Annotated in this window: 12 protein-coding genes; 5 read left to right on the plus strand and 7 right to left on the minus strand. The window is 72.4% G+C overall.

Annotated elements, in window-relative coordinates:
* Positions 1 to 54: 54 nt before the first annotated feature.
* On the minus strand, positions 55 to 1,584 hold the full coding sequence (locus NYZ98_RS15175; RefSeq protein WP_262843412.1) for a sensor histidine kinase: 1,530 nt from the start codon (positions 1,582 to 1,584) through the stop codon (positions 55 to 57).
* Complete coding sequence (locus NYZ98_RS15180) at positions 1,581 to 2,234, minus strand: response regulator transcription factor (RefSeq protein WP_262843413.1); 654 nt, start codon at positions 2,232 to 2,234, stop codon at positions 1,581 to 1,583. Before NYZ98_RS15180 ends, NYZ98_RS15175 begins: the two co-directional genes overlap by 4 nt.
* A 326-nt stretch (positions 2,235 to 2,560) precedes the next feature.
* Between NYZ98_RS15180 and NYZ98_RS15185 the strand changes: the two genes are divergently transcribed.
* On the plus strand, positions 2,561 to 2,728 hold the full coding sequence (locus NYZ98_RS15185) for a hypothetical protein (RefSeq protein WP_262843414.1): 168 nt from the start codon (positions 2,561 to 2,563) through the stop codon (positions 2,726 to 2,728).
* A gap of 83 nt (positions 2,729 to 2,811) precedes the next feature.
* On the opposite strand, the gene NYZ98_RS15190 is transcribed toward NYZ98_RS15185, so the two are convergent.
* Positions 2,812 to 3,627: an inositol monophosphatase family protein gene (locus tag NYZ98_RS15190; protein WP_262843415.1), complete on the minus strand. Its 816-nt coding sequence runs from the start codon at positions 3,625 to 3,627 to the stop codon at positions 2,812 to 2,814.
* On the minus strand, positions 3,624 to 5,603 hold the full coding sequence (locus NYZ98_RS15195) for a S9 family peptidase (RefSeq protein WP_262843416.1): 1,980 nt from the start codon (positions 5,601 to 5,603) through the stop codon (positions 3,624 to 3,626). Before NYZ98_RS15195 ends, NYZ98_RS15190 begins: the two co-directional genes overlap by 4 nt.
* Before the next feature lie 72 nt (positions 5,604 to 5,675).
* Between NYZ98_RS15195 and NYZ98_RS15200 the strand changes: the two genes are divergently transcribed.
* Positions 5,676 to 6,644, plus strand: a complete 969-nt coding sequence (locus NYZ98_RS15200) for a ferrochelatase (protein WP_262843417.1) — start codon at positions 5,676 to 5,678, stop codon at positions 6,642 to 6,644.
* A gap of 21 nt (positions 6,645 to 6,665) precedes the next feature.
* Here the strand turns inward: NYZ98_RS15200 and NYZ98_RS15205 are convergent, their stop codons facing one another.
* The gene (locus tag NYZ98_RS15205) at positions 6,666 to 7,904 is read right to left on the minus strand and encodes a lytic transglycosylase domain-containing protein (RefSeq protein WP_262843418.1); all 1,239 of its coding nucleotides are present in this window, start codon (positions 7,902 to 7,904) and stop codon (positions 6,666 to 6,668) included.
* Between the two features lie 135 nt (positions 7,905 to 8,039).
* Here NYZ98_RS15205 and NYZ98_RS15210 point away from each other — a divergent pair, with 135 nt between their 5' ends.
* Positions 8,040 to 9,254, plus strand: a complete 1,215-nt coding sequence (locus NYZ98_RS15210; protein ID WP_262843419.1) for an MFS transporter — start codon at positions 8,040 to 8,042, stop codon at positions 9,252 to 9,254.
* Between the two features lie 129 nt (positions 9,255 to 9,383).
* The gene (locus tag NYZ98_RS15215) at positions 9,384 to 10,664 is read left to right on the plus strand and encodes a D-arabinono-1,4-lactone oxidase (RefSeq protein WP_262843420.1); all 1,281 of its coding nucleotides are present in this window, start codon (positions 9,384 to 9,386) and stop codon (positions 10,662 to 10,664) included.
* Here the strand turns inward: NYZ98_RS15215 and NYZ98_RS15220 are convergent.
* Positions 10,640 to 11,437, minus strand: a complete 798-nt coding sequence (locus NYZ98_RS15220) for a hypothetical protein (RefSeq protein WP_262843421.1) — start codon at positions 11,435 to 11,437, stop codon at positions 10,640 to 10,642. The genes NYZ98_RS15215 and NYZ98_RS15220 overlap by 25 nt on opposite strands.
* A gap of 587 nt (positions 11,438 to 12,024) precedes the next feature.
* Here NYZ98_RS15220 and sepH point away from each other — a divergent pair.
* Complete coding sequence (gene sepH, locus NYZ98_RS15225) at positions 12,025 to 14,880, plus strand: septation protein SepH (protein WP_262843422.1); 2,856 nt, start codon at positions 12,025 to 12,027, stop codon at positions 14,878 to 14,880.
* A gap of 108 nt (positions 14,881 to 14,988) precedes the next feature.
* Here the strand turns inward: sepH and NYZ98_RS15230 are convergent, their stop codons facing one another.
* Positions 14,989 to 16,461, minus strand: coding sequence for a PH domain-containing protein (locus tag NYZ98_RS15230; protein ID WP_262843423.1), 1,473 nt, complete (start codon positions 16,459 to 16,461; stop codon positions 14,989 to 14,991).
* Between the last annotated feature and the right edge of the window lie 4 nt (positions 16,462 to 16,465).

The following is a 16,465-nucleotide window of genomic DNA, read 5'->3' on the forward strand; positions in this document are numbered from 1 at the left end:
TTCGACGGCACATCCAACCACATGTCTGGCGTGAACGAGACGCCCCCCGCCGTATCAGCCGGCCGGAAGTCGCACCGTCATCACGAGCCCCCCGCCTTCCCGTGGGACCGCCTTCACGATCCCCTGATGGGCACGGACCACCGCGCGCACGATGGACAACCCGAGCCCCGCTCCCCGTGCCGACTCGACGCGATCGGAGTTGAGCCGCCGGAACGGCTCGAACAGATCGTCCACCTCGTAGGCGGGCACATGCGGACCAGTGTTGGCCACCTGAACAACGGGAGTGCCGTCCACCATTCCCGTGCGCAGCCAGACCTCACCGGAGTCGGCCTGGTTGTGCTTGATCGCATTCTCCACCAGGTTGGCGACCAGTCGCTCCACCAGCACCGGATCGCCCATCGTGGGCGCCGGACGCAGGTCCGTATGGACCGCGACCTTGTTCTCCTCGGCGAACGACGCGTGCTGCTCCACGACGGTCTGCCCGACGTCCCGAAGATCGACGGGCTTGCGCACGGCCAGCTCGCGCTCGCTGCGGGCCAGCAACAGCAGGCCCTCGATGAGGTGCTCATTCCTGGCGTTGGTGCCGAGCAGCGTACGGCCCAGCACCCGCAGGTCCTCCGAGGCGTGGGGGTCGCCGAGGGCGACCTCCAGGACGGTGCGGTTGATCGCCAGCGGCGTGCGCAGCTCGTGGGAGGCGTTGTCCACGAACCTGCGCTGGGCGTCGAAGGCCCGGTTGAGCCTGGTGAGCATGGCGTCGAAGGTGTCGGCCAGCTCCTTGATCTCGTCGTCGGGGCCGGCCAGGTCGATGCGCTCGTGGGCCAGGGAGGTCTCCGACAGCCGCCGGGCCGTCGTGGTCATCTTCTGGATCGGGCGCAGCGCCCGGTCGGCGACGAAGTAGCCGAAGATCAGGGCCAGGATGCCCACCCCGCCGAGCGCCAGCAGCGACCGGGTCAGCAGGTGGGCGCGGGCGGCGGTGATGGTGTCGGCCCGGAAGCCCGCCCACTTGTCCTGGAGCACGGCCGCCAGGGTCGGCGAGTAGTCGTCCAGCGAGAACGGGAAGGAGGGCCAGGAGTCCCAGATGGCCTTCCCGACGAACGAGTAGATCACGAACAGCAGCAGGGCCCCCGCGGCGAAGAACAGGGCGCCGTAGGTCAGCGTGAGCCGCACGCGGATGCTCATCTGCCCGGAAAGCTGCCTGACCCGCTCGATCAGGTGGCGGGCCATGGGGTTGGGCGCCAGGGGCGGCGGCCCGTCCCACGCCGGCGGCCCGGCCGGCGGCGGTGGCGCCGCCTTGGCGCGGAACGCCTTGCGGGAGCTCTCGATGGTGAGCTGCTCGCTCTTCCACGACTGATCCGGCGCGGCGGAGCCCTTCGGACCGGCCGTGGCGCCCTTGGGACCGGCGGCGGCCTTCGGACTCACCGAGGCCGCTGATGTCGCTGAAGTGACCGAGATCACCGGCGGCGGCCCCTCCGCCGCGACCCGCGCGTCCTCGCCCTCGGCGTCCCCGGTGGGCGGTGGAACGATCATGGGCTGGGGCGAGGAGAAGGTCGGCCGCCCGGTCGCCCGGTCGCGTTCCTCACTCACAGCTTGTATCCCACTCCCGGCACGGTCTCGATCACCGCCGGCTCCCCTAGCTTCTTCCGGAGGGTCATCATGGTCACCCGCACCACGTTGGTGAACGGGTCGATGTTCTCGTCCCACGCCTTGTCCAGCAGGTCCTCCTGGCTGACCACGGCCCCTTCGGCCCGCATCAGCTCCTCAAGGACCGCGAACTCCTTCTTGGTCAGCGCGATCTCTCCGTCGTCCCTGGTCACCAGCCGCTTGCCCGGGTCGAGGCGGATCCCCGCCCGCTCCAGCACCGGCGGCAGGGCCGGGGCCGACCTGCGGCCAAGTGCCCGTACCCGCGCCACCAGCTCCATGAACGCGAAAGGCTTGGCGAGGTAGTCGTCGGCGCCCAGTTCCAGCCCCTCGACCTTGTCGTCCACCTCTCCCAACGCGGTCAGCATCAGGATCCGCGAGGCCGAGCGCCCGGCCACCAGCCGCCGGCACACCTCGTCACCGTGGATCTTCGGCAGGTCGCGGTCCAGCACGATCACGTCGTAGTCGATGTACCCGGTCCGTTCCAGCGCACCCGCGCCGTCGTAGGCCACGTCCACGGCCATCGCCTCGCGGCGCAGCCCTGTCGCGATCGCGTCCGCGAGGACCCGCTCGTCCTCCACCACAAGCACTCGCACGGCCCTGGCACCTCCCGTAGTCGCGTCCACACGCGATCGAACCCTGTCCCCCGCCCGGGACCGCGCCGGTCGCGCCGGCCCGGGGAGTACAGCTCGCAGGCTCATTCTTGCCACATTCGGCTTAAGCGCATGGTAAGCACTCGGCGGCAGTGCGGCGGCCCCGTGACGTAAAGCACACCGGGGACATCCGGCATTCCTGGTTTGAGAGCGACACGAGCGTGGGTAGACCCGCAAGCACCCACTCACACGACCGGGGAAGACTCTGTGCTCTCCCCAGGTTGTAGGTGGCACGACTGCTCCTTCGCCCCCTCGAGAAAGAAGGTGAGATGGGCGAGTTCACCACCACGATCGAACGTCGGCTCGACCAGGCCTACAAGGGTCTCCAGGAGGCGCGCACCAGCGGCGACGACTTCCTCGCCGACACTCTCACCGCGGAGATAGAGGACCTACGCCGGATCGCCGACGACAACGGCGTCTCCATCCAGCACTGCTGAGAACCGGCACCGCCGAGAACCGGCCACCCTGACCGACGACGAAGGGCCCGCCCTGTCCACCAGGGCGGGCCCTTCGCCGCACGCTAGGCGTCCCGCTCAGGGTCCAGGGGGGCCAGCAGGCCGCGCAGGTCCTCGAACAGGCCCGGCGCCGCGCACACGGTCATCGAGGCGGCGGGCGGCCCGCCGCGCAGGCCGCCGACCAGCGCACCGGCCTCGGTGGCGATCAGCCCGCCCGCGGAGAAGTCCCACTCCTCGGGACCGCGCTCGTAGTAGCCGTCCACCCGCCCGGCCGCGACCGAGCACAGGTCGGCGGCGCACGACCCGCCCCTGCGGATGTCGCGGACCTTCGGCAGGACGTGCGCGAGCACCTCCGCCTGGACGGCCCGGCGCCCGGCCTGGTACCCGAAGCCGGTGGCGATCAGGGCCTGCGACAGCGGGACCCCGGTGTTGCACCGCAGCCGCAGGGGCGGCAGCCCGTCCCTGAACAGCTCCGCGCCCGCGCCGCGCGCCGCCGCGAACAGCTCGCCTCGGGGCACCACGTTCACCACGCCGGCGACCACCTCGCCGTCGACCTCGACCGCGATGCTCACCGCCCAGTCCGGCAGGCCGTACATGAAGTTGACGGTCCCGTCGATGGGGTCGACGATCCAGCGGACGCGGCCCTGCTCGGTCTCGGTCCCGCCGGTGTGCCCGCCCTCCTCGCCGAGGATCGCGTCGCCGGGCCTGGCGGCCCTGACGCGGTCCCTGATCAGCTCCTCCGACGCCCGGTCCAGCGCCGTGACCACGTCGGTGCGGCTGGACTTGGTGTCCACCGCCTCCGGGCGGGCCGGGCGCTTGGCGAGCAGCATGTCCCCGGCCTCGCGGGCGATGGCGACCGCGAGGCCCAGGAAGTCGGTCATGCGATCGACTCCGGCCGCTTCCACTCCTCGCCGAGGACGTGCTGGGCCAGGAAGGCCAGGACGGTCTCGTACCAGGCGATCACGTTGCCCGGCTTGAGTATCCAGTGGTTCTCGTCGGGGAAGTACAGGAACTTCGACTCCACCGACGACCTGCGCAGGTCCCACCACAGCCGCAGCGCCTCGCCGATCGGCACGCGGTAGTCCTTGTCGCCGTGGATCACGAGCATCGGCGTGCCGACCTCGTCGAGCCAGTTGTGCGGCGACAGCTTGCGGTAGCGGTCGGCCCCGTGCGGGCCGAACTCCCGCTGCCAGTAGAGCGAGGAGTCGGTGGTCCCGGCGAACTGTTCGAGGTTCCACAGCGACGCGTGCGTGACGATCGCCCGGAACCTGTCGGTGTGCCCGGCGATCCAGTTGGCCATGTAGCCGCCGAACGAGCCGCCCATCATGCCGGTGCGCCCGGCGTCGATGTCCGCCCGCTCCACGCACGCGTCGGTGATCGCCATCAGGTCGGCGTGCGTACGCGGGCCCCAGTCGCCCCAGCCGCGCTGGATCATCGCCTGGCCGTAGCCGGTGGACAGGCACGGGTCCGGCATCAGGACGGCGTACCCGTGCTCGGCCATGATCCATGGGTTCCACCGCCACGACCAGTCGGTCCAGCTCGCGACGGGCCCGCCGTGCACCCACAGCAGCAGCGGCGCCGGGTTGCCCGCCGACGCGCCGGCGGGGAGCACGAGCCAGCCTCTGATCTCCACGCCGTCGTCGGCGACGGCGGAGACCTCCGTGAGCGTCCCGGGGACCTCCACCGAGGGGGCCGGCGACGGCAGTTCCACGACCTCGCCGCTCGCGAGGTCCACGCGCACCGGGGCCGCCGGGCCCGCGACCGAGCTGCGCAGCGCGTACAGGTAGCGGCCGTCGGGCGAGGGGCAGGGCTCGATGTAGGCGTCGTCGCCCGGCGTGAGGCGCACCGGGTCGCCGGTCAGGCCGACCCGGAAGATCGGCCGGCGCCCGCGATCGTCGGCGACGACGTACAGCGACGCGGAGTCGGCCGCCCACACGGTCGCCGAGGGGGCCAGCTCGGCCGTGCGCGCGGTGCCCTCGCCGGTGGTGAGGTCGATGACCCACAGCGCGAACTCGACGGCGCGTTCCTCGGTGGCGTGCCGCTCGCGCCAGCAGGCGACGTACCGCCCGTCGGGCGAGTAGGCGACCGGCTCGGAGAAGTCGTATCCGTCGGCGGTGGCGAGCACGCGCCGCTCGCCCGTCGCCACGTCGATCGCCACCAGGTCGCACCGCGCCTGGCCGCCGGGCAGCGGCACCCACCAGGTGGTGACGGCCGTGGACCCGTCCGGGCTCACCGCGAACGCCGCCTCCACCAGGGCGCCGCCCGGATCGGGGGTCAGGTCGCGCGGCTCGGCGGCGCCGGGCAGGGAGGCGGCGAACAGCCGCGTCCGGCCGGGGCCGAGATCGTGGTCCCAGAAACGGATCGGGTACCCCTCGTGGAGGATCGCGCTGGTCCCGGTGTCCTTCCTGGCCTTGCGCCGGTCGGCCTCGGTGCCCGCGTCCCCGTCGAGCACGTCGGCGGCGAAGACCACCGTGCCGTCCCCGACCTTCAGCGCGCCGATGCCGCCGGGCCGGTCGGCCAGCCTGCGGGCCTCCCCGCCCCTGGCGGGCAGCAGCCACAGCGCCGGGACCTCGTCCTCCGGCTGGTCCTTCACCGAGGGGTCGGGGCGGCGGGAGACGAACAGCAGGTCGCCGTCCGGGGTGAACTCGGCACCGGCCTCGCCCTTGGCCGAGCGGGTCAGCCGGTGCGGCTCGCCATCGGGGCCGGTGGGCACCTCCCAGATCGAGGTGCCGTACGACCTCTCGTCGGGGCCGAGCGACTGCACGACGGAGACCAGCCTTGATCCGTCAGGAGAGAGCCGCAGCGACACGAGGCGCGGCACGCCGACAAATTCACGGATGTCCTTGAAGAGGCTCACTCGCCGAACCTACCCCCACCGGCTCGCCCGCCCCTAGCCGTCACCCCTCCCCGGATGCGGTTGGATGGACGCATGGCCCGTTACGACGCGTTGCTGATCGTCTCGTTCGGCGGCCCCGAGAAGCCCGAGGACGTCATGCCGTTCCTGGAGAACGTCGTCCGTGGCAGAGGGGTGCCGCGCGACCGCCTGCTGGAGGTCGCGACCCACTACCAGGACGTGGGCGGGGTCAGCCCGATCAACCAGCAGTGCCGCGACCTGATCGCGGCGCTGCGGCCGGAGGTGGACCTTCCGATCTACTGGGGCAACCGCAACTGGCACCCCTTCCTGACCGACACGCTGCGCAAGATGGCCGCCGACGGCGTGACGCGGGCGGCGGCCTTCATCACCGCGGCCAACAGCTCCTATTCGAGCTGCCGCCAGTACCTCGACGACATCGCGCGGGCGCAGGCCGAGGTGCCGGGCTCGCCGGAGATCGTCCGGTTGCGCCACTTCTTCGACCACCCGGGTTTCGTCGCCGCCATGACCGACCACACCCGCGAAGCGGTCGCCCGGCTGCCCGAGGAGCACCGCGACGGCGCCCGGCTGGTGTTCACCGCCCACAGCATCCCGGTGTCCATGGCCGCCTCCTCCGGGCCGTCAGGCGGGGCCTACGAGGCCCAGCTCCGCGCCACGGCCGCGCTGGTGGCGGGCGACCGGCCGTGGGACCTGGTGTGGCAGAGCCGCAGCGGGCCGCCGCAGGTGCCGTGGCTGGAGCCCGACGTGTGCGACCACCTGCGTGCCCTGCACGCCTCCGGCACGCGCGCTGCGGTGCTGGTGCCCATCGGGTTCGTCTCCGACCACATGGAGGTCGTCTACGACCTGGACACCGAGGCCGCGGCGGTCGCCGCCGAGCTCGGCATGCCGCTCACGCGCGCGGCCACGGCGGGCGTCCATCCCCGGTTCGTGTCGATGGTCCGCGAGCTGCTGGAGGAGCCGGAGCCCGTGCTGTCCTGCGCGTCGGCCACCTGCTGCCCGGCGCCCCGGGGGCGCCCCGAGTCGTAGGCCTTCCTCAGGCGCAGGCCCTCAGGCGTAGGCGCGTGCGTAGGAGCCGGCGATGCCGAGCACCTTGTTCACGTAGTCCCACGAGTGGTTGTAGCGGAAGACCGCCGAGCGCAGCTTGTTCCCACCGGCCCCGGCGCCGTTGGCGCACAGGTAGCGCGCGGCGGCCGGCACCGCGTCGTACGGGCTCCAGATGTCGGCCTTGCCGTCCCCGTCGCCGTCCACCCCGTACGCCCGCCATGTCGCGGGCATGAACTGCATGGGACCGAGCGCGCCCGCCGAGGAGGGGCCGTTGTTGCGCCCGTGGCCGCTCTCCACCTGGCCGATCGCGGCGAGCACCGTCCACGACAGGCCGGGGCAGATCCGGGCGGACAGTTTGTACAGGTCGAGGTAGCCGGCGGGCCGCCCGACCGTGTACGTGCCGGACCTGGCGACGGCGGGCGGCGGGGTGACGGTCGGGCGGGCGAGCGGCGGCGTCACCGCGCGGTGCGCGCCGATGACCACGATCTGGACGCCCGAGCCGAGTAACCGCTTGATCGCTGGCCCGACGGAGGCCGCCTTGCCCGCCGGGGTGTGGACGAGGACGGCGACGCCGGGGACCAGCCCGAGGGTGCGGCCGACCTCCTTGGTGACCAGCCCGTCGACCCCGGGCAGGCCGAACGGCGCGGACGCGGCGACCCGGAGCCGGGATCCGGCCCCCGTCTCGTACTCGCCGCCGAGTTGGAGGCGGTAGCGGCCGGCGGTGCCCGACTCGGCGATGAACTCGCCGCGCGCCAGGGCGGCCCAGACCTCGGGCTGCTCGGCCATGGCCTTGGGGGCCCACGGGCGGTATTCCGCGGCGTCGACGGCGAGCAGGTTCAAGGTGGCGGCCGAGAAGCGGATCGCTCCCCCGTCGGCCACCGCGACGCCGGTCACGTTCCGCAGGGCGGCGATCCTGCGCAGGGCCGCCTGGCGGACCGTCTTGCGCGCGATCGCGATCAGCCGGGGCGGGGTGAGGGTGGCGGCGGCCGGGGATGGTGTGGAGGGGGACGTCGGCGAGGGCGGCGTGGAGGGGGACGGCCGTGCCGTCAGGGCCGGGAAGGGGGAGACCGGGGCCGAAAGGCCGGTGACGTCCGCCAAGGGGGTGCCGGCCGGGGCGGGCCGGTCGCCGCCGGTGCCCCGGACGACCAGGAAGGCCCCGGCGCCCGCCGCGCCGAGCACGATGAGGAGGGAGAGTCCCGCCACCAGGGCGCGCGCCGGCATCAGCCGAGGACGATGGGACACTTGACCCACGTTAGACCTACAAATCCTGATTCGTGTACGTTGCCGGAAAATCACTTGCCGCGTCCACGAATGGTGCGACAGGGTAAACACAGGATGATTCGACGCGCCCCGGGGGTGCGCGAAAGGGGCGAGATCGTGGTCGGTCCGTATCGAGGGCTCTTCAGCGCGCCCGGGACCAGAGGCTTCGTCATCGCCGGATTCATCGGCCGGATGCCGATGTCCATGCTGGGGATCGGGATCGTCCTGCTCATCTCGGCCCTCACCGGCTCGTACGCCACCGCGGGGGCCATCTCGGCGACGGTCGCCCTGGCCTTCGCCATCGCCGCGCCGCTGTCCGGGCGGCTGGTGGACAGGTTCGGCCAGGCAAGAATACTGGTTCCCTTCGTCCTTCTGCACGGTGCCGCGCTGGTCACGCTGATGCTCTGCGCCGCGTACGGGGCGCCGATCTGGACGCTTTTCGTCACCGGCGTGGTCGTCGGCGGGTCGGCCAACTCCCTCGGGTCGATGGTCCGGGCCCGCTGGTCGCACATCCTCGGCGGCTCGGCCCGGCTGCACACCGCGTTCTCCTTCGAGTCCGTCGCCGACGAGGTGATCTTCGTCGCCGGGCCCGCCCTGGTGACCGGGCTGACCACCCTGGTCAACCTGTACGCCGGGCTGATCCTCACGCTCGTGTGCACCGTCGCCGGGACCCTGGCCTTCGCGCTGCAGCGCGGGACCGAGCCGCCGTCCCGGCCCGGCCCCGCGCAGTCCGGCAGCCCGATCACCATCCCGGGCGTGGCGCTGCTGTCCTGCGTGTTCCTGGCCATGGGCGCGGTGTTCGGCTCGGTCGACCTGATCACCGTCGCGTTCGCCGAGGACAACGGCGCGAAGGCCGCCTCGGGCCTGCTGCTCGGGTCCTTCGCGGGCGGCAGCATGGTGTCCGGGCTCTGGTACGGCTTCCACGCGTGGACGATCTCGCTGCGCCACCGGTTCGTCCGCAGCCTCGCGGTGTTCGCCATCGGGCTGACCCCGATCCTGCTCATCGCGGACACGAAGATCATGGCCGTCGCCCTGTTCTTCGCCGGGCTGGCGATCTCGCCGACGATCATCACGGGGTACGCGCTCATCGAGCGGCTCGTCCCGGCGCACCTGCTGACCGAGGGCATGTCGTGGATCTCCACCGCCGTGGGGTTCGGCGTGGCGATCGGCGCGTGGGCGGGCGGGCGGCTGACCGACTCGTTCGGGGCGTCGAACGCCTATTCGTTCTCGTTCGTGGCGGCGCTGCTGGCGGTGGCGATCGGCGTCGGCGGCAACACCTGGCTGCGGACGCCCGAGATCGGCTCGTCCGAGGTCACCTCGACGGCGACCTGACCCGGCCGCGCTTGACCCGGGCCGCGGTGACCTTCGCGGCGGCCCGCTCCTCGCTCACCCTTGTCCCCGTACATGAGCTTCGCTCATATACCTGGTCATCCGGCCGCTTCGTGATTATCGTGCTCCACCATGAGCGCCGTCTTCCGGAACTGGGCGGGAAACCAGTCCATCACCCCCGCCGAGGTCCGCACCCCCGCCTCCGCCGGAGAGGTGGCCCAGGCCGTACGGGACGCCGCCGCGCGCGGGACGCGGGTCCGCATGGCCGGGACCGGGCACTCCTTCACCGGGGTCGCGCTCACCGACGGCATCATGCTGCGCCCGGATGCGCTGGTGGGCGTCCAGGACGCCGGCGAGGGACGGGTGCGCGTCGCGGCGGGCACCCCGTTGCGCCTGCTGAACAAGGAGCTGGACCGGCGCGGGCTGGCGCTCGCCAACATGGGCGACATCACCGACCAGACCGCGGCCGGCGCCATCCAGACCGGCACCCACGGCACCGGGCGCGAGGTCGGCGGGCTCGCCGACCAGGTCGCCGAGCTGGAGATGGTCCTCGCCGACGGCACGGTGACCACGGTGTCCGATGGCGACCTGTTCGACGCCGCCCGGGTCGGCCTCGGCGCCCTCGGGATCATCACCGCCGTGACCTTCCGGGTCGAGCCCGCGTTCCTGCTGCGCAACGTCAGGCGGCCGATGCCGCTGAGCGAGATCCTCACCTCCCTGGACGAGCTGACCGGGGAGAACGAGCATCTGGACTTCTTCTGGCTCCCGCACACCGACACCTGCCTGACCAAGCGGAACAACCGGGCGGCCGGGCCGGCCGAGCCGCCGGGCGCCTTCCGCCACTGGCTCGACAACGTCTTCATGGAGAACACCCTGTTCGGCGCCCTGTGCGCGACCGGCAGGGCCTTCCCCTCCGCCATCCCCACCCTGAACGGGATCTCCGCGAGCGCGCTCAGCTCGTCCACGTACTCGGACAAGGCGTACAAGGTCTTCACCAGCGTGCGCAACGTGCGTTTCCTGGAGATGGAGTACGCCGTCCCGCGCGAGCGCCTGGGCCAGGCGCTGCGCGAGACGCGCGACCTCGTCGATCTGCGGGACTGGCGGATCACCTTCCCGATCGAGGTGCGGGTCACCCCGCCGAGCGACGCGTGGCTGTCCACGGCCTACGGCAGGGACTCCGCCTACATCGCCTGCCACATGTACCGGCCCACCCCGAACCCGGACTACTTCGAGGGGGTCGAGGAGATCATGACCCGCCTGTCCGGACGCCCGCACTGGGGGAAGCTGCACACGCGCGACGCGGCGTACCTGTCGGGCGTCTACCCCCGGTTCGGGGACTTCGTGGCGCTGCGCGACCGGCTGGACCCGCGGCGCCTGTTCACCAACGACTACCTGGACGTCGTGCTGGGCTGACCGGTCGCGTCGCCCTGGGTGCCCGGGTCACCGCTCGGCGGCACGGTGGTGTCGCCCGTGCTCTCGGTCGACGGCTCGGACGAGGGGGCGGGCGGCTGCCCGGTCTCGGCCGGCGCCTGGGGCTCCTCCGAGGTTCCGGGCGAGGCCTTCGTGGAGGCGCCGGGGGATGCCTTGCCCTCCGAGCTCGACGGCGTCGGGGCCGGCGACTCGGTCTTCTCCTCCACCTGCCCGCCCCAGCTCGTCCCCGATCCGCCCTGGCCGTGCACGGTCGCGGCCAGCGGCCTGCCGCTGAACAGCTCGAACGCCAGGATCCCGCCCATGCTCAGCGCGAAGGTCACGACCGCGGCGACGACCAGGCGCACCCACAGCGGCGCCACGGCCACCCTGCTCAGCAGCGGCGTCTCGGCCGTGCCGAGGTCCTGCGGGGCGGTGTCCCCGGTGGGCGGCGGCAGGTCCGGCGGGCCGTGGTCACGGACCGTGGCGTGGGCGGCCGTCGCCAGCCCGTCCTCACCCGGGCGCGCGACGACCGCCTCCTGCGCCTCCTCGTCCAGGGCCCGCTGCTCCTGCTCGCCGAGGATCAGCCCGTGCGCCTCTTTCAGCCTGACGTGGGTGCGCTTGATGTAGTGCGTGTAGACCGCGTTGCCGACCGTGGTGGCGGCGCTCGCGACGGCGGCCCCCACGACCGTGCCGGTGACACCGAGGAACGACGCCGCCACGGCCGCGGTGACCGCCGCCAGCGCGCTGCCCGCGATCTGCGGAACGCTGAGGTCCAAGCCTTCCTTGCCGCCCATTTCCTGAGATCAGTCCCTTCTCGCAGTCGCGGTGGTACGGCACGTTCAAGGCGTCCCGCCCTCTCCGTACCACCGCTGTGGCAGGCGGATCGGGACGCCGCCGCCTCCCTCCTATCCGGGATGGGGTGACATGAACATCTTTTTCGGTTTCATCCGCCTAGACGCCCGCGGACGGAGACGTGAAGATCGTCTTTGGTGGCCGCCGGCCCTGCGTCCCAGGAGGGCGCTCCATACCTTTTCGATCACCTTTGGCGGACGCGTCCGTACAACGAGGACAAGAGCGGACAAAATCGCAGGTCAGCAGCGTTTCTCCGGCTTCTTCCCCGAAGTCGAAGGCGGCGGCGGGCGCGATTGGCGAGAATCCGTGCAGGACGCCTAACCCGTTTGCTGCATATCGAGCAGGCGGTAGATAGGGTGAAAGCCACATATATAACCGCCTCTCATCGCCTCCCGATCCTCTGCGGAAGGCGATGTTCGGACATGCCGGGTACGGTGCTGGCAGGCAACCGGCTCACGCGAGAGACTCAAGGGTCCGGGGGAAGATTGAGCACGACGACGAAGGGACTCGCATGCAGGAGCTCCGACTCGTCGCGGTGAGCGAGGACGGAACATACCTTGTGCTGGCTACGGCCGGCCGGGGTACACGGTTCACGCTTCCCGTCGACGAACGGCTCCGGGCGGCGGTCCGCGGCAACTTCTCCCGTCTCGGCCAGTACGAGATCGAAGTGGAGAGTCCGTTGCGCCCCAAGGAGATCCAGGCCCGCATTCGTGCGGGGGAAACCGCGGAGGAGATCGCCGCCACCGCGGGTATCCCTGTGGAGCGTGTCCGCTGGTTCGAGGGACCCGTCCTGCAAGAACGCGAGTACACCGCCCAGCAGGCGCAGCGGGTCGCCGTGCGCGTGCCCGGCGAGTCCACTCCGGGGCCGACCCTCGGCGAGCTGGTGACCGACCGGCTGAGCAGGCGCGGCGTCCCCGGCGACGAGATCGACTGGGACTCCTGCAAGCGTGACGACGGCCTCTGGCGCATCAAGCTGGGCTTCGTGTGGAACGGTCACACGCGCAACGCCGAATGGCTGTTCGACCCCCGGCGCCGCCACGTCACGCCCTACGACGACGAGGCGATGCGGCTCTCCGCGACCGAATACGTGGAACCCTCCGAGGACGCCACGGTGACCCCGTTCGTGCCGCGCCTCGCCGCCAAGCTCATCCCCGTCCCGGCGATGCCCAACGAGTCCTCGTCCCGCCACGACGCCGGCGAGCCCGGCTTCCGCCAGGACCAGGCGCCGTCCCGCACGTCCGAGTACCGCCAGGACTTCACCCCTTCCCGCCAGGACTTCTCCACCCCCCGCCAGGACTTCATCCCGTCCCGGCAGGAGCCCACCCGGCAGGACCCCTCCGCGTCGCGCGCGTCCGACTCCGGCACCTATCGACAGGACCCCGCGTCCGACTCCGGCGCCTATCGGCAGGACTCCGCGTCCGATTCCGGCGCCTATCGGCAGGAGCAGGGACGCGCCTCCGAGCCTGCCGCCTACGGCCAGGACCCGCCCGCCTCCCGCCCGCCCCAGCCCATCCCCTACCGGGACTCCAGCCGGCCGCGTACGTCCGAGCCCGCCGCCTACCGGCAGGACAACTCACGCATCTCCGACTCGGCCTACCTCCACGACCCCCGGCCCTCACGCACACCCGAACCCAGCGGCTACCACCAGGACCCGGCGGAACCCACGTACCACCAGGACTCCACCCCGTCCCGCCAGGACCCGGCCCCGTCCCGCCACCAGGACTTGGCGCCGTCCCACCACCAGGACTCGGCGCCGTCCCGCCCGGGAGGGTCCGCCCACCGCCAGGACCAGGCGGCGGCCGACCACTCCGACCGGTCCCGCTCCGACGGCCGTCCCGGCTACGGGCAGGACGAGGCGCGCTACCGCCCGGCCGACGCCGAGTACCGCGACGACGCCGCCTACCGCCAGGACCAGGCACCCGGCCGCGACGACTCCGCCTACGCGCAGGACCCGACGTCATCGCGCACGTCCGAGCCCGCCTACGGCCCGGACTCCGCGTCGCCGCGTCCGGGCGCACCAGCGGGCCGGGGCACGGCCGAGCGCGGCCTCCGGCCCACGTTCGAACCGGCGAAGGCCATGACCACCGAGGCCGCCTCCGCACAGGCGGCCGATTCGGCATCCGGTCAGACGCACACTTCCGGCCACAAGGCCGACGACTCCGCGCCCGGTCGCACGTCCGACGCCTCCGCACCGAACCGCACGGACGACACCTCCGCGCCGCACCGCACAGAGGCCACCGCCGCGCCGCGCCGCGCCGACGACACCTCGGCGCCGCACCACACGGACGAGCACTCCTCACCCGCTCTTACGGACGAGGGCGCCTTCTCCACCCACGCGGACGAGAACTCCGTCTCCGTGCATCCGGACGACGCCGCATCCGCGCGAGCGGACAAGACGGCCGCCGCCCAGACGGGCCAGGCCACATCGACCCGGCCAAGCGCGACCACGCACGCAACCACTGACGCTCCCGCACGATCCAGCTCGGGCGAGGTCGCGTCCGCGAACAGGGCCGCCTCAACCCAGGCAACGAAGACCACGCCCGCCCGCACGGACGGTCCCCCACCCACCCCGGCGGACCAGGCCACTCCCCCTCACACCGGCCAGGCCGCATCCACGCGCCCGGACCAGGCCACTTCAACCCGCACGGACCAGGCGGTCCCAGCTCACACGAACCAGACCTCGTCCGCTCACACGGACCAGGCCGCGTCGGCTCACACGGACCAGGCCTTGTCGGCTCATGCGGACCAGGCCGATTCGGTTCGCACGGATCGGGCCGATTCGGTTCGCACGGACCAGGCCGCGGAAACCCACACGGACCAGGCCGCGTCCGCGCGTCCTGACGAGTCGTCCGAGCGGGCCGAGCCGGAGAACCGTCCGGTACGACCCGCGCCCTCGCCCGCGCCTCAGGCCGCTCCGGCCGCCAAGGCGCCGGCGGCCAAGAGCGCCCCGGCCGCCGACTCCTCGCGAGGGGCCGATTCCCCGCGCGGGAAGTCCGCGCGCCCGGTACCGACCCCACCGGCCGCGCGTCCGGCGGCCGCCGCGTCCTCGGGCAAAAAGGCATCGGCCGCCGCCAAGAGGGCGGAAGAGGCCGAAGAGGCGTCAACGGCCGCCGGCGAGACCCCGGTGGCCGTGCCCGCGGCCCGTACGAGCGGCGAGAAGGCGGGACGCCCCGCCGCCTCGGCCGCCGAGCCGGCGAAGGCGGACCAGGAGCAGCCCGAGAAGGAGCCCAAGGCCGCCGAGCCCGCCCCTCCCGTCCCCGCGCCGGTACCCAAGCCGGCCCCTCGTCCCGCACGCAAGGGCCGGGGCCGCCGCGCCTCGGTCCCCACGTGGGACGAGATCATGTTCGGCGCCCGCCGCCAGGACTGACCACCACCCAGCAACTCTCCCCCCTCCACCCATCGGTGGTCACCAAACGGACGGCGGGATGTGGGTACGGCGAAAACGGCGCCATTTACGGCGGCGATGTGGCCGTGGTCAGGGGTGGTCGAGGAAAGGGGTGATCCATTCGGGGGTCACTTCGGCGGCGAAATGGACGCCCTGGGCCTCGCCCGTGTCGATCGCGGCGTAGCCCCCGCTCCCTGCGCCGACGCCCGCGATCACGGTGAGCACCCCTGAACGCCGCTGGAACCACGTCTGGCGGACGGTCCAGCCGACCACCGCCCGCCGTTCCACCACCGCCTGGGAACGGGGCAGCGACCCCGACCGGACCGACAGCCGCGCCCCGTCGTACGCGTGACCGAGGGAGCGGTACCGGTCGAGCCCCAGCGGCACGCCGAGTGCCGCCGCGCACAGCGCCAGCAGGCCGATCCAGCCCCACCCGAGCAGGAAGGCCACCGCGGCCACGGCGAGCCCCGGGGCGACGGCACGGAAGAGCCGCCGTTGCCGGGCCACGGGCGGATGGGGCCTGAGGGGGGCCTCGAAGGGCCCGATCGCCTCGGCCGCCACCTTCACGGCGAAGGCCCGTGGAACGACGGGCAGCAGCTGTCCCCTGGTCCGCGAGTCACCGAGGCCGGTGACGATCGCCCAGATCCGTACGACCTTCGCGCCGCGCTCCAGGATGCCCTGGGCGATCTCGTACCCCCGGATCCTGCGGTGTTCGAGCGAGACGCTGCGCCGTGTGACGAGCCCACGTTCGGCGACGAGGGAGGAGTCGCGACGGCGGAGGGTGAAGTCCCAGTTGAAGACGGCGTACATGACACCGCCCGCGACCGGCATGGCCAGCACGAGCACGAGCCCCGCGAGGACCAGCAGGACGGGCCGGTGCCACAGCCACTCCCCCACGCTGAAAGCGGCGCGCTCGCTGAGCCCGAACTCGCCGCCCCACTGGAAGGCCAGCCCGATCGCGCCTCCTACCAGGGCGAACGGCGTGAGCAGGAACGCCCCGGACAGCGGCCCGTACAGGAGCCACTGCCAGGGCACCCGCACGTAGACACGTTCCTCGGCGGCGACGGCGGGGGCCGTGTACGAGGTCCCCGCCGGGGTCGCGGCGTCCGCCGGTGCGGCGGCCTGGCCGCGCCGCAGCAGGATCTCCCGCAACCTCCCGGCTTCGGGCAGGGTGACGCCGTCCAGCTCCCCCTCCTGCTTGTCGCCTCCGCTCGCGCCCGTGTCGATGCGTACGACGGCGAGGCCGAAGAGGCGGTGGAGCGGTGGCGTCGTGACGTCCACGCCTCGGATCCGTTCGAGGGGGATCGTCCTGACCGAACGGCTGACCAGTGACCGGGTGAGCTCCAGCCGGTCGCCCGCGATCTGGTAGGTGAAGGTGGCCCACCGCACGGCGGCGTACCCGACGGACCCCACTATGGCGAGCGCCGCCCAGACGAAGGACGACGGCGAGAACCCGCCGACGAACAGCACTCCCACCAGGGGAAGCAGCAGGGAGGGCAGCATGCGCACCGGGTCGATCAGCAGCACGAGAGGGCTGAGCCGCGACGGCGGTACCCGTCCCACCCAG

The sequence above is a fragment of the Sphaerisporangium corydalis genome, from assembly GCF_025506355.1.
Taxonomy (GTDB): Bacteria; Actinomycetota; Actinomycetes; order Streptosporangiales; family Streptosporangiaceae; genus Sphaerisporangium; species Sphaerisporangium corydalis.